Raw genomic sequence first — 21,625 nt, forward strand, 5'->3', positions numbered from 1 at the left:
CGCGCCGACACATCATGAAGCGGCAGAAATACCAGCCCGGCGTGGCCTGTGCAGCGCCCGTGATGAACGAGTGAAGACTTGTCGCGGCCGAGCCGCGACCGTACGCCCCGCGCGTCGCGCCATGCGCTTGTTGCCGTCCGCGACAAGCCGGGATCGATGGCCCTCTGGCGGCCTCGTCCCCCCGTGCAGCGCCCGCGCACCCCTCTCTTCGATTTCCCTGTCTCAGCACGGGCGGCTTGCCGCTGCCCGGAGAACCACGATGACGTTTGACCGCGTGTTGGATTCCCTTGCCCGCAGCCGGGCCCTTCTTTGGCGGACCGCCGCCGCCATCGGCCTGGCCCTGGGCCTGGCCGGCGCCGCCCAGGCGCAACTGGTGGTGACGGGCATGCCGGACACGCCGGACCCGGTCGCGGCGGGCGGCGTCGTCACCTACAACGTCGGCATCGGCGACGCCCTGGGCGTGGCGCGCTCCGGCATGACGGTCAACTTCGACGTGCCCGCCACCGGCCGCTACGCCGGCACCGGCGCGCTGCCGGCGGGCGTGAGCTGCGGCGGCATGGCGGTCGGACAGGCCGGCCCCGGCACGGTGAGCTGCACCGGCGTCAGCGTGCCCACGCAGGACGTGGTGCACCTGCCGATGCGGGTGCGCTCGATCGCGGCCGGCACGATGACGGTCACGGCCAGCGTCGTCGGTGGCAGCTCGCAGACCGAGACCACCACGGTCAACGCGGGCGCTGACCTGGCGCTGTCGATCAACGCGCCGGCGACGGCGGCGGCCGGCAGCACGCAGGTCGTGCAGCTGACCGTGACGAACGCGGGGCCGGACGCCTCGCCCGCGTCGGTGCTGAGCTACAGCGTGCCGCCGGGCTTCGCGCTGAGCGGCACGCCGGGCGGCTGCTCGCTGTCGGGCGCCACGCTGAACTGCAACCTCGGCGCCATCGCCAGCGGCGGCAGCGCCGGCGTCACGGTGACGGGCGTGATCGGCGCGGGCGGCGGGTCCACGCTGACGCACTCGGCGGATGTCGCCAGCGGCGGCGGGGTCGCGGACGGCGACACCACCAACAACGTCGCCAGCGCCACGACCGCGGTCACCGCCGGCAGCAGCCTGTCGGTGACGAAGAGCAAGTCCGTCGCCGACCCGGTCCAGACCGGCCAGGCCTTCAACTTCCAGTTCAACGTGCGCTACAGCGGGGACTTCCCCTCGGGCGCGCAACTGACCGACAACCTGCCCGCCAACTTCTGCGCCGTCGCGCCGGCCAGCTTCAGCAGCGGCGGCTGGACCTGCACCGCGTCCAGCACCTGCCCGTCCGCGGGCGGCACGCTGAGCTGCACGCGCAGCGGCAGCGGCAGTGCCGGCAGCAACGTTTCGCTGGGCACCATCAGCGCGCCGGTCCAGGCGCTGACCAGCGGCGTGGGCATCGTCAACACCGCCACGGCCAGCGCCACGGGCGTCAGCCCGGTCAACGGCGCGGTGAACACGACGGTGATCGATCCCTCCGCCGACCTGCGCGCCAACAAGACCAAGAGCTGGCCTCAGGCCGCGGTGCCGGTGAACCAGGCATTCAACTACACGATCTCGGCGACCAACCTCGGCCCCAGCGCGATCCCCGCCAGCGGCACGCTCACGCTCACCGACACGGTGCCGGCCAACCTGCGGGTCAACAGCATCTCGGCGCCGTCGGGCTTCAGCTGCGTGTCCTCGGGCGGCGGCGCCTTCCCGCAGGCCGGTCCGGTGACCATCACCTGCACCAGCACCAACGTGGCGCTGGGGGTCAACGCCACCACCGCCAGCGTCACCATCAATGCGCAGGCCACGGCCGCGGGCGGCACGCTGACCAACCAGGTGTGCGTGAACGCCGCCAACGCGCCGGCCGACAACGTGCCCGCCAACGACTGCACCGGCGTGGGCGTGAACCCGCAGGCCAACGCCGCGCAGGCCGACGTGTCGGTGCTCAAGCGCGTGCTGGGCCTGGGCGATGCGGCGGGCAACCGCCAGGAGGCCGGCTCGCCGATCGTCTGGGAGATCGAGGTGGTCAACGCCGGCCCGCAGGCCGCGACCAACGTCGCCGTCACCGACACCTTCAACAACGTCTTCAACGCCAACGCGGGCCAGTATTCGCTGAACACGGTGGCCGGCACTGCCACGCTGGGCAGCTGCAGCCTCGCGCCGTCCGGATCGGCGGTCTCGCTGAGCAACTGCACGATCACCAGCCTGCCGGTCTGCACCGCGGGCGTCGACTGCCCGAGGTTCCAGGTGACGGTGCGCCACTTCGGCGACGGCACGTCCTCGGACCACCAGTTCACGGTCAACAACACCGCCTTCGCGCTGGCCCAGAACGAGGCCGACCCCGACCTCCTCAACAACAACGCCAACAACAACACGCCGGCCACGGCCTACTTCATCGCCCGCACCGATGTGGCGGTGACCAAGACCGACAACCCGGATCCGGTGTCCGCCGGCCAGTTGCTCACCTACACGATCACGGCCAGCAATCCGGCCGCGACCAGCGCGAGCCGCGCCTTCAACGTGAGCATCGACGACACGCTGCCGGCGGGCCTGGTGTTCCTGTCGGCGACCGCCAACGGCGGTGGCAGTTGCACCACCGCGCCGGTCGCCGGCAGCACCACCGGTCCGGGCAACGACGCGTTGATCTGCGGCTGGAGCTCTATCGCCCGCGGCGCGCAGCAGACCGTCGTCGTGCGCGTGCGCGCCAGCGCCGCGCTGGCCACGGCGCTGGGCGGCAGCGGCAGCATCTCCAACACGGTGACGATCGCCACCACCACGCCCGAGATCGCCGGCGGCGCCGCCAACAACACCGCGACGCAGGCCACCGCCGTCATCTCGCCGGCCTACGACCTGATCGTCAACAAGGCCGACGACGTCGACCCGGTCAACGTCGGCGACAACGTCACCTACACGCTCACGGTCACCAACAACGGCGCCTCGACGGCCGAGAACGTCGTCCTCACCGACACCCTGCCGTCGACGGCGGGCGCACCGACCTTCGTGGGCTTGGTGACGCCGCTGCCCGCGGGCGTGAGCTGCAACACCGCCGGCGTCACCGTCGGCGTGGCCGGCGGCAGCATCAGCTGCACCATCGCCAGCCTGGGCGGCACCGGCGGCGGCGCGACCGGGGAGGGCAGTTCGGTCCAGGTGCGCGTGCGGCTGCAGGGCGCCGAGAAGGGCACCTACACCAACGCGGCCTCGGTGCGCTTCGCCAACCCGGCGCAGGACGCCTTCGATCCGCAGGCCAACAACAGCGCGTCGGAGCCGACCACCTTCCGCTACAAGGCCGACGTGCAGGCCGTGGACAAGGCGGCCGTCATCAGCGGCACCACCACGCCGCTGGCCACCGTCGCGCAGGGCCAGGCCTTCGACTGGCTGGTCCACGTGCGCAACAACGGCCCGCAGGCGGCCGAAATCACGCAGGTCGCCGACACGCTGCCCGCGGGGCTGCAGCTCGCCGGCACGCCGGTTCTCACCGTGACCGCCGGCAGCTTCACCCCCGCGGCGCCGACCTGCACCGGCAGCGCCGGCGGCACCAGCACGAGCTGCACGATCGCGAGCATGCCCTCCGGCGGCGCGGCGACGCTGCGCATCCCGGTGCAGGTGATCGGCACGCCGGCCAACGGCACGGTGCTGAGCAACACCGCCACCATCGTGACGACAGGCTCGGGCGATACCGACGGCGGCGCCGTGCCCAACGCGGGCAACAACTTCGCCACTGGCACGATCACCGTGCAGACCGCGACCCTGTCGGGCCGCGTCTATGACGACCTGAACGGCAACGGCCAGGCCGACGCGGGCGAGCCCGGCATCGCCGGTGTCACGCTGACGCTCGGCGGCACCGATGGCACCGGCACGCCGGTCAGCCGCACGGTCACGACCGACGCGACGGGCGCCTGGAGCTTCTCCGTTCCGGCGGGCACCTACACCGTCACCGAGACGCAGCCCGCGTCCCACCTGCCGGGCATCACGCGGGCCGGCGGCGCCAGTGGCGCGGGCAGCAGTGCCGGCAGCGTCCCGGCCAGCGGCGCCGGTGTCACCAGCGGCCCCAGCGGCTCCAACGCCAACGTGATCCAGAACGTCGTGCTCGGCGCGGGCGGCAGCTCCACCGGCAACCTGTTCGGCGAAGTGCGCGCCGCCTCGGTGGCGGGCCGCGTCTATCAGGACCGCGACTACAACGGCGCCTTCGGCGCGAGCGAACCCGGCATCGCCGGCGTGACGCTGCAGCTCAGCGGCACCGACCTGTTCGGCAATGCCGTGAACGCGAGCACCACCACCGCGGCCGATGGCAGCTACAGCTTCGCCACGCTGATGCCCGGCGCCTACACGGTGTCCGAGCCCACGCAGCCTGACGGCTTCGCCGACGGCAGCGAGACCGCGGGCACGGCCGGCGGCAGCACCGCCGTCAACGACCGCATCTCCGGCATCACGCTGGGCAGCGGCACCGCCGCCACTGGCTATCACTTCGGCGAGCGTCTGCCGCGCGTGACGGTCCGCGTCTTCGAGGACGCCGACAACGACGGCCTGCCCGCCGCGGGCGATGCCGGCATCACCGGCGTGACGCTGCACCTGACGGGCACGTCCAGCAGCGGCGCGGCGGTGGACATCGTCGCCACGCCGATCGCCGGCCAGCCGGGACGCTACGAGTTCCTCAACGTGCCGCCGTCGGCGGCGGGGGGCTACACGGTCACCGAGACGCAGCCCGCGACCTATGCGCCGGGCCAGGCCAATCCGAACGGCCATGCCGGCACGGCGCAGCCGGGCGGCAACGTGATCCAGGGCGTGGTCATCCCGCTGACCGGCACGCCGGCGAGCGTGGGCGACTACCTGTTCGGCGAGCTCACCAGCAGCCAGCTGCGCGGCCGCAGCTTCTACGACCGCGACGGCGATGGCAGCCAGGGCGCCACGTCGAGCGAACCCGGTCTCCCCGGCGTGACCATCACGCTGACCGGCACCGATGCCAACGGCAACGCCGTGTCGGTCACCACCGTCACCGATGCCCATGGCGACTACGTCTTCGACAAGGTCGCGCCCGGCACCTACACGGTGACCGAGACGCGTCCGGCCGGCTACCTGCCGGGCCTGACCCGCGCGGGCACGGTTACCGGCGCCGGCTCGACGCCGGGCAGCGTGCCCACCAGCGGCACGGGCGTCGACGCGGGCCCGTCGGGCTCCAACGCGCCGCTGATCCAGCAGATCCGCCTGGGCGCGCCGGGCTCGAGCTCGAGCGGCAACAACTTCGCCTCGGTGCGCGCGGCCTCGCTGTCGGGCCACGTCTATGCCGACATCGCGCCCGCCAACGGCCAGCGCGACGCGGGCGAGCCGCCCATGCCCGGCGTGACGGTGACGCTGAGCGGCACCGACTTCCTCGGACGCAGCGTGACCAGGACGCTGACGACGTCGGCCGATGGCGGCTTCTCCGCCACCGGTCTGCTGCCGGGGCGCTATCAGCTCGACGAGACGCAACCCGCGGGCACCGGCGACGGTCCCGAGCACCTGGGCCTGGTCGGCGCCGCGCCGCGCGGCACCGCCAACCCGGGCGGCGTGAACGACCGCTTCGGCGACATCGCGCTGGCCTCGGAAGAGGCCGGCACGGACTACGACTTCGGCGAGCGCGGCGGCCAGATCTCCGGCCACGTCTACGTCGACAGCAATGGCAACGGCCGCCGCGACGCGGGCGAGCTGCCGATCGCGGGCGTGACGCTGACCCTCAGCGGCACCAGCGCCGGCGGGCTGCCCGTGACCATCACCGCCGTCACCGGCGCCGATGGGCAATACCTCCTCGACGGCGTGCTGCCGTCCGATGCGACGGGCTATGTGATCACCGAAACGCAGCCGGCGACCTACGCCGATGGCGCCGAGACCGTGGGCCGCCTCAACGGCACGGCGGCGGGCGCGCTCGCGGGCAACGATCGCATCGGCGGCCTGGTCTACACCGGCGGCTCGGGCGATGGCTACGACTTCGGCGAGCAGGGCGCCTCGATCGCGGGCACCGTGTTCAACGACGTCAACGGGAACGGCAAGCGTGAGCCGGGCGACCTGCCGCTGGCCGGCGTGACGCTGACGCTGACCGGCACCGATGCCTCGGGCCAGCCGGTCACGCGCAGCACCGTCACGGCGCGCGATGGCGGCTACCGCTTCGTCGACCTGCCGCTGGACAACGGCGCGGGCTACACGATCGTGCAATCGCCGGTGCCGGGTTCCACCCATGCCGGCGAGACCCCGGGCTCGCTGGGCGGCAGCGTGCCGGCCCCGGGCCGTCTCAACGTCAAGCTGCCCGCCGTGGCGGCGAACGGCACCGGCTACGACTTCTTCGAGAAGTCGACTTCGCCGGCGGCGGTGAGCGGCCGCGTCTGGCGCGACACCGACCACGACCGCCTGGCCGGCAACGGCGAACCCGCCGTCGCGGGCTGGACGGTGGAGTTGGTGGCCTGCCTCGATGGCGGCACCACCTGCGCCAACACCGGCGCGCAGGTGCTCGACACCCGCGTCACCGCGGCCGATGGCAGCTATCGCTTCGACAACGTCGTGCCGGGCTCGTACCAGCTGCGCTTCCGCGATCCGCAGGGGCGCCTGGTGGGCGGCGTCTGGCCGACCGACCCGACGCTGAACGGCCCCGGCGGCGCGTTCCCGACTGTCGCCGGCATGGCGCCCCGCGGTTGGATTCCGCTGAGCGTGGCCGCGGGCGCGGCCGTGGTCCGCCAGGACCTGCCGCTCGACCCGGGCGGCGTGGTCTACGACAGCCTGAGCGCCGAGCCGGTCCCCGGCGCGGTGGTCGCGCTGAATGGTCCGGCGGGCTTCGATCCGGCCCTCCACCTGCTCGGCGGCAACGCGTCGGTCACCACCGGTCCCGACGGCTCGTACCAGTTCTTCCTGCTGCCGGGCGCCCCGATGGGCAGCTACACCGTCACGGTCGCACCGCCGGCGGGATACCTGCCGTCGGCGACCTACCCGGCCGCCGCGGGTCCGCTCGACGCCGTCAACTGCAGCGCGCCCAGCACCGCGGGCGCCCGCGACGCCGCCGGCCGCGGCGTCCGCCTGAGCGGCAGCGACGCCTGCGTCGTCAGCGCCGCGGCCGCTCCGGTGGCCGGCCCCGCGACGCCTTATTTCCTGAACTGGCAATCGGGCGGCGCGGCGCACCAGGTGGTCAACAACCACCTGCCGCTGGACCGGGAGGGGGACGGCACGGCCATCGAGCTGCGCAAGTCGACCTCCAAGCTGACGGTGAAGAAGGGCGAGCCGGTGCCTTACGTGATCACCGCGCGCAATGCGAGCAGCGGCCCGATCGGCAACGTCGCGCTGCTGGACACGCTGCCCCCGGGCTTCAAGTACCTGGACGGCTCGCTGACGGTGCAGACGCTGCCCAATGGCCCGGTCGTGGCCGTGAAGCCCACGATCGTGGGCCGGCAGCTGACGCTGGCCGACCAGTCCTTCCTCACCGGCGAGACCAAGCGCGTCTCGATGGTGCTGGCGGTGGGCATCGGCGTGGGCGAGGGCCAGTACGTCAACAGCGTGGTCGCCACGCAGGGCCCCGGCGGCCGCGCGCTGTCCAACACGGCCACCGCGTCGGTGCGGGTCGTGCCGGATGCGCTGTTCGACTGCACCGACGTCATCGGCAAGGTCTACGACGACCGCAATGCCAACGGCGTGCAGGACGAGGGCGAGCCCGGCATCCCCAACGTGCGCATCGCCACCGTCAACGGCCTGCTGGTGAGCAGCGATGCCGAGGGTCGGTATCACATCGCCTGCGCGGCGGTGCCCAAGGAGGGCACGGGCAGCAACCTGGTGCTCAAGGTCGATGAACGCACGCTGCCCTCGGGCTACCGCGTGACGACCGAGAACCCGGCGTCCGAACGCGCGACGCGCGGCAAGGCGATCAAGCTGAACTTCGGCGCCACCGTGCACCGTGTCGTGCGCCTGGACCTGAAGGCGGCCGCCTTCGCCGACGGGCAGCTCGCGCTGCTGCCGGCGCACGAGGCGCGTCTGGACCAGGCGGTGGCGGCGCTGACGGAGCGGCCCTCGATCCTGCGCCTGGCCTACCAGCCGGCGGCGGACGAGCCGCGCGCGCTCGGCGACGAGCGCATCGCGGCGCTCAAGGCCGGACTGCTGGCGCGCTGGAAGGCGCTCGGCCAGTCCCAGGGCCGCAGCCTGTTCAACCTGGACATCGAGGTCGAGCGCGTGCCGGTCTCGCTGAACCGCTGACCGGGGGCGCGCATGAACCGCTCCCCGTCTTCTTCCTCTTTCCGTGCCATTCGCATGACCCGATCCACCTTCCCCCGCGCGGCGCTGGCCAGCGCCGCGGCCGCCGCCTGCCTGGCCATCGGCCTGCCGGCCTCGGCCCAGGACGGCGAAGCCGCGCGCCGCGATGACGGCAGCTGCCATGCCGACGCGCGCGGCCGCTTCAGCGACCGCTGCGCGGCCGACGTGCGCGCCGTCGAGATCGACGGCCGCGATCACCTGCCGGCTTCGAGCGAGCGCGAGCTGCCCAAGCTCACCGTGATCCTCGGCGACCCGCGCGCACTGCAGCAGCGGCGCGACGAGACGACGCGCACCGTGCCCGGCACCGAGCAGCCGCGCGAGGAGTCGCACACGCCGCACTTCGACTCGGGCGAGGACCTGCTCAAGCCCGAGGACAAGGCGCGGCTGGACGCGATCGTCGCGCAGGTGCGCGGCCGCGAAGGCCTGCGTTTCGAGATCGTCGGACACACCGACGTGCAGCGCATCAAGCCGGAACTGCGCCCGCGCTTTCCCGACAACCATGCGCTGGGCCTGGCGCGCGCGCAGCAGGTCGGCCGCTATCTGACGCAGCAGCTGGGGCTGCCGGCAAGCGCCTATGCGGCGGATTCGCGCGGTCCCGACGAGCCGCTGGCCTCGCCGCGGGAGGACCGGGCGAACTGGTCCGCCAACCGGCGCGTCGAGGTGCGCGTCTACTGGAAGGACACGGTGCCCGCGAAGGTGGAGACCGTGTCCAGCGTGACGCTGGTCGACCCGAGCGCCTGCGGCATGCTGACGCCGTATGCGCCCGACGACGCGGCGCTGCGCCTGACGATCGACGGCCAGGCGGTGGTGGGCGCGGACAGCTCCAGCGCCGACCGCCAGCGCTGCATCGACGTGCGCCTCGAGCGCGACCGTCTGCGCCTGCAGTACGACAACCTCGTGCAACTGCGCCGCTTGAACGGCACCGCCTGGCCCGCCACCGCGGTGCCTGGCGACACGGTGCGCTTCAGCGGCTACAGCAACTACCGGCTGTTCCTGACGCGTGCCGAGTTGCGCGTGTTCAGCGCCGATGGCGACATGCGGCCGCAGCTGCTGGCCACGGTGCCGCTGGACAGCGAGCTGCGCGCGACCTGGACCGTGCCCGCCGAGTGGGCGCAGGGGCCGATGGCGCGCCGCAAGCTCTACTGGCGCGTGCGGGTCTATGACCGCGATGGCCGCTTCGACGAGACCGACGACATCCCGCTGGCGCTGGCCGATCGGCATGCGCCGGGCTTCGAGCAGGAGCCGACCGAGGCGCAGCGCCTGCTGGCGGGTTATGGCGAGAGCCGGCTGTCCATCGCCAACATCCCGATCACCGGCGGCACGGTGACGGCCAGCGGCGAAGGCATCGCGGCCGGCGAGCAGGTGAGGGCGCTCGGACTGGCGGTGCCGGTCGACGCGCAGGGCCGCTTCGTGATGCAGCAGCTGGTGCCGCGCCGCGTGCAGACCGGCGAGATCGTCGTGCGCGGCGCCGAGGGCCAGGAGCGGATCTACCGCCGCGACTTCGAGCTGCCGCCGCGGGACTTCTTCTTCGTCGGTCAGGCGGATCTCACCATCGGCCATGACCGCACGACCGGCCCCGCCGCGCTGGTGACGCAGGAGCGCAACCGCTACAACAACGACACCTGGACCGAAGGGCGCCTGGCCTTCTACGGCAAGGGCATGCTCGATGAGCGCTGGACGCTGACCGCGAGCGTCGACACCGAGGAGCGCCCGCTGGGTGAGCTCTTCCGCAACCTCGACCGCAAGGACCCGACCTCGCTGTTCCGCCGCATGGATCCGGTGGACAGCTGGGGCACCTTCGGCGACGACTCGACCAGCGTCGAGGACGCGCCCACGCAGGGACGCATGTACCTGCGCGTGGACGATGGCCGCTCGCATGCGATGTGGGGCAACTTCAAGATCAACCTGGGCGCCGACAACACGCTGGCGCAGATCAATCGCGGGTTGTATGGCTTGAAGGGGCACCTCGTCGGCGAAGAGGCGACCAGCTTCGGCGACGCCCGCTTCACCGCCGACCTGTACGCGGCCGAACCGGGCACGCTGGCCGCGCGCGAGGAGTTCCGCGGCACGGGCGGCTCGCTGTACTACCTGCGTCATCAGGACGTGAGCCGCGGCGCCGAGAAGGTGTGGCTGGAAATCCGCGACCGCGATTCCGGCTTCGTGCTGCAGCGCCGCGCGCTGATCCCGGGCAGCGACTACGACGTCGACTACCTGCAGGGGCGGGTGCTGCTGACCTCGCCGCTGCCCAGCCTGGCCGACAACGGCCAGCTGGTGCGGGCGGGCGGTCTCAGCGGCCAGCCGGCCTTCCTGGTCGTGGACTACGAGTACACGCCGCTGTCGGGCGATCTCGACACGCTGGCGGTGGGCGGCCGGACGGCGTGGTGGGTGACGGACGCGGTGCGTGTGGGCATCACCGCCGCGAAGCAGCAGCAGACCGGCGGCGATCAGCGCCTGGGCGGCGTGGACCTGCTGCTGCGCAAGAGCGAGAACACCACGCTGAAGATCGAGGCCGCGCGCAGCGATGGCCCCGGCATCGGCACGACCAGCTCGCTGGATGGCGGCTTCGGGTTCTCGCAGAACACGCTGGCCAGCGACACCCGCGGCGCGAATGCGTGGCGCGTCGAAGGTCAGGCGGATCTGACCGATCTCGGCGTGGCCAGGAGCGGGCATGTCGGCGCCTATGCGCAGCTGCGCGAAGCGGGCTTCTCGACGCCTGGACAGGTCGCGTCCAACGAGACGAGGCAGGCCGGCGTCAGCCTCACCGCGCCGGTGGGCGAGCAGGTCGAGCTTAGGCTCAAGGGCGATCACAAGGACGAGCTCAACGGCTACAACACCGATGCCGGCGAGGCGCAGGTGGCCTGGCGCGTCGATGAGCGCTGGACGGTCAGCGGCGGCCTGCGGGCCGACCGCAAGTCCACCGATGCGGTGAACACCTCGCCGCTGCTGCCCAGCTCGGGCGTGGTCAGTGGCGAGCGCACTGACGCGGCCGTGCAGGTCGACTACGAGAGCGGGGAGGCCTGGGGCGTGTACGGCTTCGGCCAGAAGACGGTGGACCGCACCGGCACGCGGCAGGACAACGACCGGCTCGGCGCGGGCGTGCGTTATCGCGTCAACGACAAGCTGTCGCTGCGCGGCGAGGCCTCGGGCGGCAATGGCGGCTCGGCGGGCAAGGCGGGCGTGGACTACCAGTACAACGACCGCTCCAACGTCTACGTCACCTACGCGCTGGACACCGGCCGCACCGACGAGACCTTGAACGCGCGCGGCGGCACGCTGGTCGGCGGCATCAAGTCGCGGCTGGCCGATGGCTTGAGCGCGTACACCGAGCACAAGCAGACGACCGGCGTGCTGAGCGGCCTGACGCATGCCTACGGCGTGCAGTACGCGCCGGACGATCGCTGGACGCTGGCGGTGAGCGCGGAGAACGGGCGGCTGGAGTCGGAGAACGCCGGGGAGACCGATCGCGAGGCGCTGGGCTTCTCGGTGGGCTTCAGCGACGCGAGCCTGAAGTACGCCGGCGGCGTCGAGTACCGGCGCGATCGCACGGGGCTGGACACGCGGCGCAGCTGGCTGCTGAAGAACTCGGTCAGCGTGCAGGACGGCCCGAACGCGCGCTGGCTGGGCAAACTGAACTGGGCGGACAGCGACAGCGCGGCGAGCGCGCTGGCCGCGGCCAAGTACACCGAGGCGGTGCTGGGTTACGCGTTCCGGCCGGTGAGCAACGACAAGCTGAACGTGCTGCTGAAGTACACCTACCTGTACGACCTGTCGTCGCCGGGGCAGGTGGTGGCGACCGACGTGACGCAGACGACGGTCAGCACGACCGGCATCGACTACCAGCAGCGCAGCCAGGTGGCGGCGGTGGATGCGACCTACGACGTCAGCGCGCGCTGGACCATCGGCGGCAAGCTGGCGTGGCGCGTCGGCGAGCTGCGGCCCAGCCGCGACGACAGCGCGCCGTGGTTCAAGAGCAGCGCGCAGCTGGCGATCGCGCGGGTGGACTGGAAGGTGGTGCGGCGCTACGACTGGCTGCTGGAGCTGCGCATGCTGCGGGCCGGCGAGCTGAGCGAGCGCAAGACCGGTCTGCTGACGGCGGGGTACTACCACGTCAACGAGAACTTCAAGGTGGGGCTGGGCTACAACTTCACCGACTTCTCGGACGACCTGACGGACCTGAGCTACCGCAGCCGCGGGGTATTCCTCAACATGCTGGGGAAGTTCTAGCCGTCCAGCGGCGGCAGGCCATGGCGCGCGCGGGCCCGCGCGCAGCCCTCGTCGCCCAGGCCCAGCGGCGCGCGCATGCCGAATTCCCGGCACGGCGACGGGCGCCACTCGTAGATGCCGCAGCCGGCGCGCTCGCCGACCTGGCCCTGCAGCGCCGCGCAGCGCGGGCGCGCGTGGTCGGTGCCGCGCATCCGGCAGGTCGAGTCGGTGACCTCCACCGCCAGGCCGTCCGGCACGCTGCCGCCCTCGCTCTGCAGCTCATGGCGCGAGAAGTCGACGCGGAAGCTCGCGCAGCAGGCGCCGCAGCGGGTGCAGGGGTTGTCGGAAAAGTCGGACATGGCGGACGTGACGAACGTGACGGACATGGCGGGCGGACGCCCCCCAGGCTGAGGCTCAGTTGGACGCCGACGGGCTGATCAAGGGGCTGTCGGGCGGCGGCGGGTCGTCGGGCAGCGCGGGTTCGCGCACGACGGTGACGGTGCAGGCGCACTGGGTGACGACCTGCGCCGACACGCTCCCCAGGTAGCGCCGCATCATCGAGCTGGCGCGCGCGCCCATCACGACGTGGTCGACGCCGGTCCGGGCGGCGAATTCGATCAGCGCGTCGGCGGCGTCGGGCGCCTCCAGCACGTGGAAGGTGAGCCGCCCGTCCTCGAGCGCGAGCTCGCGCGTCATCGGATGCGCCCAGTTCTTCAGCGCGATCAGCTGCTGCACATGGTGGCTGCGGCCATGCGCGTCGGTGAGCTCGTCCATGCCGATGCGGTTGGTCTTCATCACGCCGACGCAGGCCAGGCGCGCGCCGGGCTCGGTCTGCATCAGGCGGCGCACGACCTCGCGCAGTTCCTCCAGCAGGGCCGGGGTGGCGCCCTGGACGTCGACGGCGGCCATGATCACCGGGCTGCGCGCCACCTGCGCGCCGACCGAGGCCGGTGCGCGCGGCTCCTCGCCCATCGCCAGGAACCAGCGCTTGAAGCGCCGCACCAGCCCGCTGCGCTGCAGCTTGTGCGCACGCGCCGTCAGCGGCACCGCGTCGGGCCGCTGCAGGTCCAGCGCGAGCTGCGCGGCGCTCTGGTAGCGGCGCTCGGCGCGCACCTCCAGGCAGTGCAGCACGATCTCCTGGAACCACGGCGGCAGTTCGGGCCGGATCGCGCGCGGCGGGATCGGGTCGACATAGAGCCGGCGCCGCAGCTGGCGCACCGAGTTCGGTTGACCGAAGGGTCGCTCGCCGGTGGACAGGTGGTAGAGCATCACGCCCAGCGCGAACAGGTCGCTGCGCGGGTCGTTGCGCACGAACTGCACCTGCTCCGGCGACATGTAGGGCCCGGTGCCCATCGGCAGCGAGAACTCCTCCTCCAGCAGGTCGGGCAGGAAGTCGTGGCGCGACAGACCGAAGTCGACCAGCACCACGGTGCCGTCGGGCCGCAGCAGGATGTTGCTGGGCTTGATGTCCAGGTGCACCAGGTGCTGGCGGTGCAGGTCGGTCAGCGCATGCGCGACCTGGATGCCGATCTCCACGACCTCCACCAGCGGCAGCGGTGCCTGGTCCAGGCGCGGGCGCAGGCTCTCGGCCTCGATGCGCTCCATGACGATGTAGGCCTGCCGGCGCCAGTCGCCGCGCGCGACGAAACGCGGCACGTGCGGCCCCTTGAGCGCCGGCATGATCATCTGCTCGACCTCGAAGCCGACGATGCTGGCCGGGTCCTCGCCGCCCTTGATGCGGGGGACCTTCATGATCAGCGGGAAGTCCTCGCCGGGAGGCGCGTCCGCCGGGGACTGCCGCCGCACCTGCCAGAGGTTGGCCATGCCGCCCTGGTGCAACCGGGCCTCGAGCACGAAGCCGTCCAGCACCTGGCCGGGCTGCAGCGGCGCGGTGATCGGTGAAACCGGGGAGGGGGCAGGCGACGGGGCGGGCGGCAAGGTGGCGTCGTTCATCGATTCAGCGGCCGGCGACGAGGCGCTGGGCGAGGCGGTCCGCGAGGCCGGCGGGCAGGCCGGGCGCGGCGCGCAGCGCGGCCGCGGCGGCCTCGACATCGTAGGGGACGCGCTGGAAGCTGAGCTCCTCGCTGTCGTGGTCGAACAGCGCATAGGCCGCGGCCGGGTTGCCGTCGCGCGGCTGGCCGCAGGCGCCCGGGATGACCAGCCACTGCCGGTTGGGCAGCAGCGGGATCGGCACGCCCGGCTGGGGTCGGAAGTCGCCCGCCTTGCCGGTGCCCGACAGGTGGTAGAGCATCGGCTCGTGCATGTGGCCGCAGAAGGTGTAGCGGCACTCGGTCGCGTGCAGGCTGCGCATCGCCTCCAGCCGCCCTTGCACATAGGCGAAGCCGGCCGGGTCGAAGGCGTTGGCGTGCACGTAGAGGCAGTCGTCCTCTTCCTCGGCCATCGGCAGGCTGGCGAGGAAGGCCAACTGGTCCTCGGCCAGCCGCGCGCGCGTCCAGGCGATGGCGGCGCGCGCGTCCTCGTTCATCGTCGGACGCGGCCCCTGGGTGACGCCCAGGTCATGGTTGCCCGCGACGACGACCGCGCCCGCGGCGCGCAGCGCGCGGACCTGGTCCACCACCCAGCCGGGATCGCTGCCGTAGCCGACGTAATCGCCCAGGAGGGCGAAATGCCCCGCGCCTTGCCGCCGGGCGTGCTCGAGGACGGCCTCGAAAGCCTGGCGGTTGGCGTGCAGGTCGGAGATCAGAGCGGTTTTCATGAGCAGGCACAGGATGCCACGGACGGCTGACGCCAAGCTTCGCATGTTGGCGAGGACTGGGCGAGGACCGGGCGAGGACCGGGCGAGGGCCACCCTCATTGGAGCGCAAGGCGCGGGCCGGGGCTCCCCCGAACCGGAGGGCCGCCCCCAGACCGGAGGGGGTGTTCCCCCTTCGGATGGGCGATGAACAGCGGGAGGCGCGGGTTTCACGCGTTGTGGTGCGCCGGCGCTTTGCTACCCTGGACGGCGACATGGCGCGCTGCGGGGGCGGACGGCTCCGTCGCCAGCGGCAGCGCCGGCACGGGAGAAGACAAGATGACGACGTGGGGATTCGGGCGGCCGGACCGGCCCGCGCGCGGGCGCGCGGGGCCGGCGGCGATCGATCGCTGGACGCGTGCGCCCTGGCGTGTCGCGGGCTGGCTGCTCTGCGCACTGGGCCTGGTCGCCGGGACGGCGCGGGCCGACTGCACACGTCCGATCCGGGTGCCGGTGGCGCCCATCGGCATGAGCGTGGTGACCTCGGGCGGCGAGGTGAGCGGCGTCTTCCCGGAGCTGATGCGCAAGGTGGCCGCGGAGACCGGCTGCCAGTTCGAATTCACCGTCGTGCCGCGGGCGCGCGTCGAGGCGATGTTCGCCGCCAACGGCGCCGACGTCCTGGTGCCGGCGACCCGGACCTCCAAGCGCGACCTGCACGGCGACTTCATTCCGGTGATGAAGGCCCGGGCGCTGCTGATCTCGCTGGCCTCCGACCGCGCGCCGATCGAGAGTCTGGCCGAGCTGGCCGAGCGTCGCGAACTGCGCGTGGCGGTGGTGCGCGGTTTCGACTATGGCGAGCCCTACCTGGAGCTGCTCAGGACGCTCAAGGCGCAGCGCCGCCTGGTGGTCGAGGCCGATCCGGCGGCGGTCGTGCGCGCGCTGGAGCGCAGCCTGGCCGACGTCACGGTGATGGCGCCCTCGATCCTGGCGGGGACGCTGCTGCAGGAATCGCGCACGCGACCGCTGCTGGAGCGGCTGCGGCTGGAGCCGGTGACCGAGCTCACCTGGACCGACAGCGGGATCTACCTGTCGCGCCACCTCGTGGCGAAGGACCGCGAACTGCTCGCCGACGCGCTCGAGCGCAGCGCGCGTTCGGGCGCGGCCTGGAAGACCGTGCAGAAGCACTATCCGGCGGGCTCCTACGAGGAAGGGCTCAAGCCGCTCGCTGTCGCGAAGTAGCGCGGCCACGCCGCACGGAAAATGGCCCGCGCGAGGCGGGCCTGGTCGTGCCGGTGGACGCGTGGTCCGCCGCTCAGCCGATCCGGCCCAGCAGCAGGTACTCCATCAGCGCCTTCTGCACGTGCATGCGGTTCTCGGCCTCGTCCCAGACCACCGATTGCGGGCCGTCGATCACCTCGGCGGCGACCTCCTCGCCACGGTGCGCCGGCAGGCAGTGCATGAACAGCGCGTCGGGCTTGGCCACGGCCATCATGTCCGCGTCGACGCACCAGTCCGCGAAGGCGGCGCGGCGCGCCTCGTTCTCGGCCTCGTAGCCCATGCTGGTCCAGACGTCCGTGGTCACCAGGTCCGCGCCGCGGCAGGCTTCCTTGGGGTCCTGGAAGACCTTGTAGCAGCGGGTGTCCTTGATGCCGGCGACCGCGGGATCGATCTCGTAGCCGCTGGGCGTGCTCACGTGCACCGTGAAGCCCAGGATCTCCGCCGCCTGCAGCCAGGTGTTGGCCATGTTGTTGCCGTCGCCGACCCAGGCCACCACGCGTCCCTTGAGGCAGTCCATGTCGATCGCGCCGCGGCGGTCCATGCCGCGCTGCTCGATGAAGGTGAACAGGTCCGCCAGGATCTGGCAGGGGTGGTACTCGTTGGTCAGGCCGTTGATCACCGGCACCCGCGAGTGCGCCGCGAAGCGCTCGAGCTTGGTCTGCTCGTAGGTGCGGATCATCACGATGTCGACCATGCGGCTGATCACGCGGGCGCTGTCCTCGATCGGCTCGGCGCGGCCCAGCTGGCTGTCGCCGGTGGTCAGGTGCACCACCGAGCCACCCATCTGGTACATGCCCGCCTCGAAGCTGACGCGGGTCCGCGTCGAGGCCTTCTCGAAGATCATCGCCAGGGTGCGATCCTGCAGCGGCTGGTACTTCTCGTAGTTCTTGAAGCGCCGCTTGATGATCGCGGCGCGGTCGAACAGGTGGGCGTACTCTTCCGCGCGCAGATCCTTGAACTGCAGGTAGTGACGCATGAGGCGGTCTCCCGGCTTCATGGCGTCGTCGCCGGCGCGGCCAGGAAGGCCTTCACCAGCGGCACCAGGCGCGCCGCGATCTCCGCGGCCTCGGCGCTGGACAGGATCAGCGGCGGCACCAGGCGGATGACCTTGTCGGCCGTCACGCTCAGCAGCAGGCCCGCGTCCATGGCCTGCGTCAGCAGCACGCCGCAGGGGCGGTCCAGCTCGATGCCCAGCATCAGGCCCTGGCCGCGCACCTCGACGACGCCGGGCAGGCCCGCCAGGCCATGCTCGATCGCCGCCTTCAGCTCGGCGCCGACGGTCGCGGCGTTGGCCAGCAGGCCGTCGGCCTCCATCACCGCCAGGGTCTCGACGCCGGCCCGCATCGCCAGCGGATTGCCGCCGAAGGTGGTGCCGTGGTTGCCCGGTCCGAAGACCTTGGCGGCCTTGTCGCCGCACACCACCGCGCCGATCGGCACGCCCGAGCCCAGGCCCTTGGCCAGCGGCATCACGTCCGGCACGATGCCGGCCCACTGGTGCGCGAACCACTTGCCGGTGCGGCCGATGCCGCACTGCACCTCGTCCAGCATCAGCAGCAGGTCATGCTCGTCGCAGAGCTTGCGCAGGTCCTTCAGGAAGTCGACGCGCGCGGCGTTGATGCCGCCTTCGCCCTGGATGGTCTCCAGGAAGATCGCGGTCACGCCGGGATGCGCGGCGAGCGCCTGGCGCAGCGCCTCGATGTCGTTCAGCGGCACGCGGACGAAGCCCGGCACCAGCGGGCCGAAGCCGGCCTGGACCTTGGGATTGCCCGTGGCCGACAGCGTCGCGATCGAGCGGCCATGGAAGGCCTTCTCGAACACGATCACCTCGGGATTGGCGTTGCCGCGGTCATGGCCGTACTTGCGCGCGATCTTGAGCGCAGCCTCGTTGGCCTCCAGGCCCGAGTTGCAGAAGAACACGTTGGTCAGGCCCGACAGCGCGCAGAGCCTGGCCGCGAGCTGCTCCTGCAGCGGGACGTGGTAGTAGTTGCTGGTGTGGATCAGCTTGCCCACCTGGTCCCGCAGCGCCGCCACCAGCCTCGGATGGTTGTGTCCGAGGGTGTTGACGGCGATCCCGCCCAGGCCGTCCAGGTATCGTCGGCCGGCCGTGTCCCACACCCAGGCGCCTTCGCCGTGCGACAGGGCAATCGGCAGGCGGCCGTAGGTTTGCATCACATGGGGTTCGGTCGGGGCGGCGAACGAGGAGTCCGGGGCGTTCATCAAGTCTCCAGGAAGTAGGAGGGGCAGGGGAAAGCGGCCGATTCTACGGGTCGACCCTGGCGGGTGAGGAGATTCCTCCTGGACAGCGTCGGCAGGCCGGCTGACCAATGGGCGAGCAGAAGGCCATGTGTGCTGCGGCGCAACACATCCGAGGCACAATAGCGGTTTTGCCTGCCGCGGTTGACCCTCGTCAAAGGAGTGCCGCAGCCGCCGCGGGCCGGGACGCAGACCGAGTAGCCAATGACTGAGCAGCCCAAGCCGCGAGAAGTGTTCATCCAGGGGATCACCACGGATGGTCGCACCTTCCGCCCGAGCGACTGGGCCGAACGTCTGGCTGGCGCCATGTCCTGCTTTCGGCCCGGCGGCACCCGCAGCGGCCGAGACGCCTACCTCGGTTATTCCCCCTACTGCGTGCCGCGCGTCGTCAACGGCGTGAAGTGCGTGATCGTCAACGAGGCGCTGAAGTCGGTCGAGCCGATGGCCTGGGACTTCGTCATGAACTTCGCCCGCGACAACAAGCTGCAGGTCGTCGACGCCTGCCTGCTGCCCGACGGGCGCGAGTCCGGCAAGGCCTGAGCGACGGCCCCTCCCCGGGAGGGTGAAGGCCCGGCCCGATCGGGCCATCGTCAGCGCGCCCCTCCTCGCCTACGCTGCCGGGTTCCCCGCGACCCTTAGCCTGAGCGCCCGGACATGGCCGTCCTTCCCACCGACGCGGCCCCGCGGGCCGCGGCCGCCCTGCCGGAACTGCAGGAGTTGCTGCGCCTGATCGATCAGGGGGGATCGATGCTGCAGGCCCGCGAGTTGGCGAGCGTCGCCACCTCCGCCGGCGCGCTGCCGGTGATCGGCGTGACCCTGGGCAACCCCGATCCGTCGGTCCCTGCGCTCGGGTTCATCGGCGGTGTTCATGGGCTGGAGCGCATCGGCGCGCAGGTGGTGCTGGCTTACCTCGGCAGCCTGGTGCGCCGGCTGCGCTGGGATTTGAGCCTGCACCAGCAGCTCGAGTCGCTGCGGCTGGTGTTCCTCCCCGTGGTCAATCCGGGCGGCGTCCAGGCCGGCACGCGCGCGAACCCGCGAGGCGTGGACCTGATGCGCAACGCGCCGCAGGACGCCGACCGCGGCGTGCCCTTCCTGATCGGCGGGCATCGCCTGACCCGGCAACTGCCGTACTTCCGCGGCCCGGGCGGCGCGCCGATGGAGGCGGAGAGCGAGGCCCTGTGCCGCTTCGTCCGCGAGGAGCTGCTGGGGCGGCCGGTCGCGGTGTCCATCGACTTCCACAGCGGCTTCGGCCTGCGCGACCGCATCTGGTTCCCGTACGCGCGCACGCGCCGGCCGATGCGCCACCTCGCGGAGATTCATGCGCTGTGCGAGGTGCTCGATCAATGCCTGTCCCCGCATCCCTACGTGATGGAGCCGCAGAGCCGGCATTACCTGACCCATGGCGACCTGTGGGACCACCTGTACGACGAGGCGCTCTCCCTTGATCGGGGGATCTTCCTGCCGATGACGCTCGAAATGGGGTCATGGCTGTGGGTCAAGAAAAATCCGCGCCAGCTACTCTCCCGGCACGGCATGTTCAACCCGCTGATCGAACATCGACAGCAACGGGTCTTGCGCCGGCACATGGCTTGGATGGATTTCATGACTCGCGCGACGCAGAGCGCGTTCCGGTGGCTGCCGGGGCCGGACACACGAATCGATCACGGGGAGCAGGCGTTGATCCGCTGGTATCGGAGGACGGTCCGATGAGCATGCACACCTGGGTGCTGCTGCGTGGCCTGACACGCGAGAGCGGCCATTGGGGCGACTTTCCGGCGCGCCTGCAGCGGGCGTTGCTGGTGCAGCAGCCCGATGCGCGACTGGAGTTGCTGGACCTGCCCGGCAATGGCGACAAGCACCGGCAGAGCAGTCCCACCCATGTGGACGCGATGATGGAGGCCTGCCGCGCGGAACTGCGCCGGCGCGGCGTGCCGCCGCCGTACCAGGTGCTGGCGATGTCGCTGGGCGCGATGGTCGCCAGCGAGTGGGCGGCGCGGCATCCGGGCGAGCTCGACGGCGTCGTGCTGATCAACACGAGCCTGCGTCCGTTCAGCGCCTTCTTCCGGCGGCTGCGGCCGTCGAACTACTGGTCCTTGCTGATGCTGAGCCTGACGCGGCTGAGCCTGCGCCGGCGCGAGGCCAAGGTCCTGCAGATGACGACGCGGCTGCAGCGCCAGCCCGACCGGGTGATTGATGACTGGGTCTCGATCCAGCGACGGCGCCCGGTGCGCCGTCGCAACGCGCTGCGCCAGCTGCTGGCGGCAGCGCGCTACAGAGCCAGCCTGGCCAAGCCCGAGCCGCCGATGCTGCTGCTGTGCAGCCAGGGTGATTCGCTGGTGGACTGGCGCTGCTCGCAGGCCATCAGCCGCGCCTGGGGGGCGCCGCTGCGGCTGCACAAGCACGCCGGCCACGACCTGCCGTTGGATGACGGAGACTGGGTGGCGCGCAACGTCGTGGACTGGCTCCACGTGCGCGAGGTGGTCGGCCAGATCACCACCCCCATGCCGCTCTGATGCGGGAACGAAAAAGCCCGCCGAAGGCGGGCTTTGTTCGTGCACCAGAGCTGGAACTTGGTTATCAGGCGGCCAGCGCCTTGATCTTGGCGGACAGGCGGCTCTTGTGACGAGCAGCCTTGTTCTTGTGGAAGATGCCCTTGTCGGCGACCGAATCGATCACGGGCTGGGCGGTCTTGAACAGGTCGGCGGCCTTGGCCTTGTCGCCAGTGACGATCGCCTTTTGCACGTTCTTGATGACCGTGCGGAACTTCGAACGCAGCGCCGAGTTGGCGGCGTTCAGCTTGACGTCTTGACGTGCGCGCTTGCGGCCCGAGGCCAGACGCACGGTTTTCTTCTTGGCTTTGGAAGAGCTTGCCATTGTCTTATGGGTCCAGTTGGTGCAAAGACGGCGAGTATAGCAGCCAGGAATGGAAAAAC

12 protein-coding genes are annotated in these 21,625 nt (G+C 71.6%); 6 read left to right on the top strand and 6 right to left on the bottom strand.

The features are described from left to right. Nucleotides 1–259: 259 nt before the first annotated feature. Together FHT38_RS05965 and FHT38_RS05970 are read left to right on the top strand one after the other, a co-directional pair. Nucleotides 260–8,209: an SdrD B-like domain-containing protein gene (locus tag FHT38_RS05965; RefSeq protein ID WP_183490657.1), complete on the top strand. Its 7,950-nt coding sequence runs from the start codon at nucleotides 260–262 to the stop codon at nucleotides 8,207–8,209. A gap of 54 nt (nucleotides 8,210–8,263) precedes the next feature. Next, a complete protein-coding gene (locus FHT38_RS05970) occupies nucleotides 8,264–12,490 on the top strand; it encodes an OmpA family protein (RefSeq protein ID WP_183490659.1) in 4,227 nt (1,408 codons plus the stop codon). Here the strand turns inward: FHT38_RS05970 and FHT38_RS05975 are convergent. The 3 genes from FHT38_RS05975 to FHT38_RS05985 are packed head-to-tail and all read right to left on the bottom strand — an operon-like array spanning nucleotide 12,487 to nucleotide 15,185. Next, nucleotides 12,487–12,828, bottom strand: coding sequence for a YkgJ family cysteine cluster protein (locus FHT38_RS05975; RefSeq protein WP_091725100.1), 342 nt, complete (start codon nucleotides 12,826–12,828; stop codon nucleotides 12,487–12,489). The genes FHT38_RS05970 and FHT38_RS05975 overlap by 4 nt on opposite strands. A gap of 55 nt (nucleotides 12,829–12,883) precedes the next feature. Further along, the gene (locus FHT38_RS05980) at nucleotides 12,884–14,422 is read right to left on the bottom strand and encodes a bifunctional serine/threonine-protein kinase/universal stress protein (protein ID WP_091725102.1); all 1,539 of its coding nucleotides are present in this window, start codon (nucleotides 14,420–14,422) and stop codon (nucleotides 12,884–12,886) included. A 4-nt stretch (nucleotides 14,423–14,426) separates the two neighbouring features. Then, entirely contained in the window at nucleotides 14,427–15,185 is a 759-nt protein-coding gene (locus FHT38_RS05985) for a metallophosphoesterase (protein WP_091723454.1), read from the bottom strand. Between the two features lie 315 nt (nucleotides 15,186–15,500). On the opposite strand from FHT38_RS05985, the gene FHT38_RS05990 reads away from it, so the two are divergent. After that, nucleotides 15,501–16,400, top strand: coding sequence for an ABC transporter substrate-binding protein (locus FHT38_RS05990; RefSeq protein ID WP_183490661.1), 900 nt, complete (start codon nucleotides 15,501–15,503; stop codon nucleotides 16,398–16,400). A gap of 73 nt (nucleotides 16,401–16,473) precedes the next feature. On the opposite strand, the gene argF is transcribed toward FHT38_RS05990, so the two are convergent. Continuing rightward, entirely contained in the window at nucleotides 16,474–17,436 is a 963-nt protein-coding gene (gene argF / locus FHT38_RS05995; protein WP_091723459.1) for an ornithine carbamoyltransferase, read from the bottom strand. After that, nucleotides 17,433–18,656, bottom strand: coding sequence for an aspartate aminotransferase family protein (locus FHT38_RS06000; protein ID WP_091723463.1), 1,224 nt, complete (start codon nucleotides 18,654–18,656; stop codon nucleotides 17,433–17,435). Before FHT38_RS06000 ends, argF begins: the two co-directional genes overlap by 4 nt. Before the next feature lie 240 nt (nucleotides 18,657–18,896). Here FHT38_RS06000 and FHT38_RS06005 point away from each other — a divergent pair, with 240 nt between their 5' ends. The 3 genes from FHT38_RS06005 (at nucleotide 18,897) to FHT38_RS06015 (ending at nucleotide 21,205) form a co-directional block, all read left to right on the top strand. After that, entirely contained in the window at nucleotides 18,897–19,232 is a 336-nt protein-coding gene (locus tag FHT38_RS06005; RefSeq protein ID WP_091723465.1) for a DUF3579 domain-containing protein, read from the top strand. A 177-nt stretch (nucleotides 19,233–19,409) separates the two neighbouring features. Further along, nucleotides 19,410–20,402 (top strand): M14 family zinc carboxypeptidase, encoded by a 993-nt coding sequence (locus FHT38_RS06010; protein ID WP_310737351.1) that lies wholly within the window; start codon nucleotides 19,410–19,412, stop codon nucleotides 20,400–20,402. Then, nucleotides 20,399–21,205 (top strand): alpha/beta hydrolase, encoded by an 807-nt coding sequence (locus FHT38_RS06015; RefSeq protein ID WP_310737352.1) that lies wholly within the window; start codon nucleotides 20,399–20,401, stop codon nucleotides 21,203–21,205. The genes FHT38_RS06010 and FHT38_RS06015 overlap by 4 nt, the downstream gene beginning before the upstream one ends. A 64-nt stretch (nucleotides 21,206–21,269) precedes the next feature. On the opposite strand, the gene rpsT is transcribed toward FHT38_RS06015, so the two are convergent. After that, entirely contained in the window at nucleotides 21,270–21,566 is a 297-nt protein-coding gene (gene rpsT / locus FHT38_RS06020; RefSeq protein ID WP_067066702.1) for a 30S ribosomal protein S20, read from the bottom strand. Nucleotides 21,567–21,625: the final 59 nt, after the last annotated feature.

The sequence above is a fragment of the Mitsuaria sp. BK041 genome (assembly GCF_014193085.1).
Lineage (GTDB): Bacteria > Pseudomonadota > Gammaproteobacteria > Burkholderiales > Burkholderiaceae_C > Roseateles.

Excerpts from the sequence above, each read along its gene's own strand:
- FHT38_RS05965 (WP_183490657.1), top strand. The coding sequence starts at position 260 with ATGACGTTTGACCGCGTGTTGGATTCCCTTGCCCGCAGCCGGGCCCTT.
- FHT38_RS06005 (WP_091723465.1), top strand. The coding sequence starts at position 18,897 with ATGACTGAGCAGCCCAAGCCGCGAGAAGTGTTCATCCAGGGGATCACC.
- FHT38_RS06000 (WP_091723463.1), bottom strand. The coding sequence starts at position 18,656 with ATGAACGCCCCGGACTCCTCGTTCGCCGCCCCGACCGAACCCCATGTG.
- FHT38_RS05985 (WP_091723454.1), bottom strand. The coding sequence starts at position 15,185 with ATGAAAACCGCTCTGATCTCCGACCTGCACGCCAACCGCCAGGCTTTC.
- FHT38_RS05990 (WP_183490661.1), top strand. The coding sequence starts at position 15,501 with ATGACGACGTGGGGATTCGGGCGGCCGGACCGGCCCGCGCGCGGGCGC.
- FHT38_RS06015 (WP_310737352.1), top strand. The coding sequence starts at position 20,399 with ATGAGCATGCACACCTGGGTGCTGCTGCGTGGCCTGACACGCGAGAGC.
- argF (WP_091723459.1), bottom strand. The coding sequence starts at position 17,436 with ATGAAGCCGGGAGACCGCCTCATGCGTCACTACCTGCAGTTCAAGGAT.
- FHT38_RS05975 (WP_091725100.1), bottom strand. The coding sequence starts at position 12,828 with ATGTCCGACTTTTCCGACAACCCCTGCACCCGCTGCGGCGCCTGCTGC.
- FHT38_RS05980 (WP_091725102.1), bottom strand. The coding sequence starts at position 14,422 with ATGAACGACGCCACCTTGCCGCCCGCCCCGTCGCCTGCCCCCTCCCCG.
- rpsT (WP_067066702.1), bottom strand. The coding sequence starts at position 21,566 with ATGGCAAGCTCTTCCAAAGCCAAGAAGAAAACCGTGCGTCTGGCCTCG.
- FHT38_RS05970 (WP_183490659.1), top strand. The coding sequence starts at position 8,264 with ATGACCCGATCCACCTTCCCCCGCGCGGCGCTGGCCAGCGCCGCGGCC.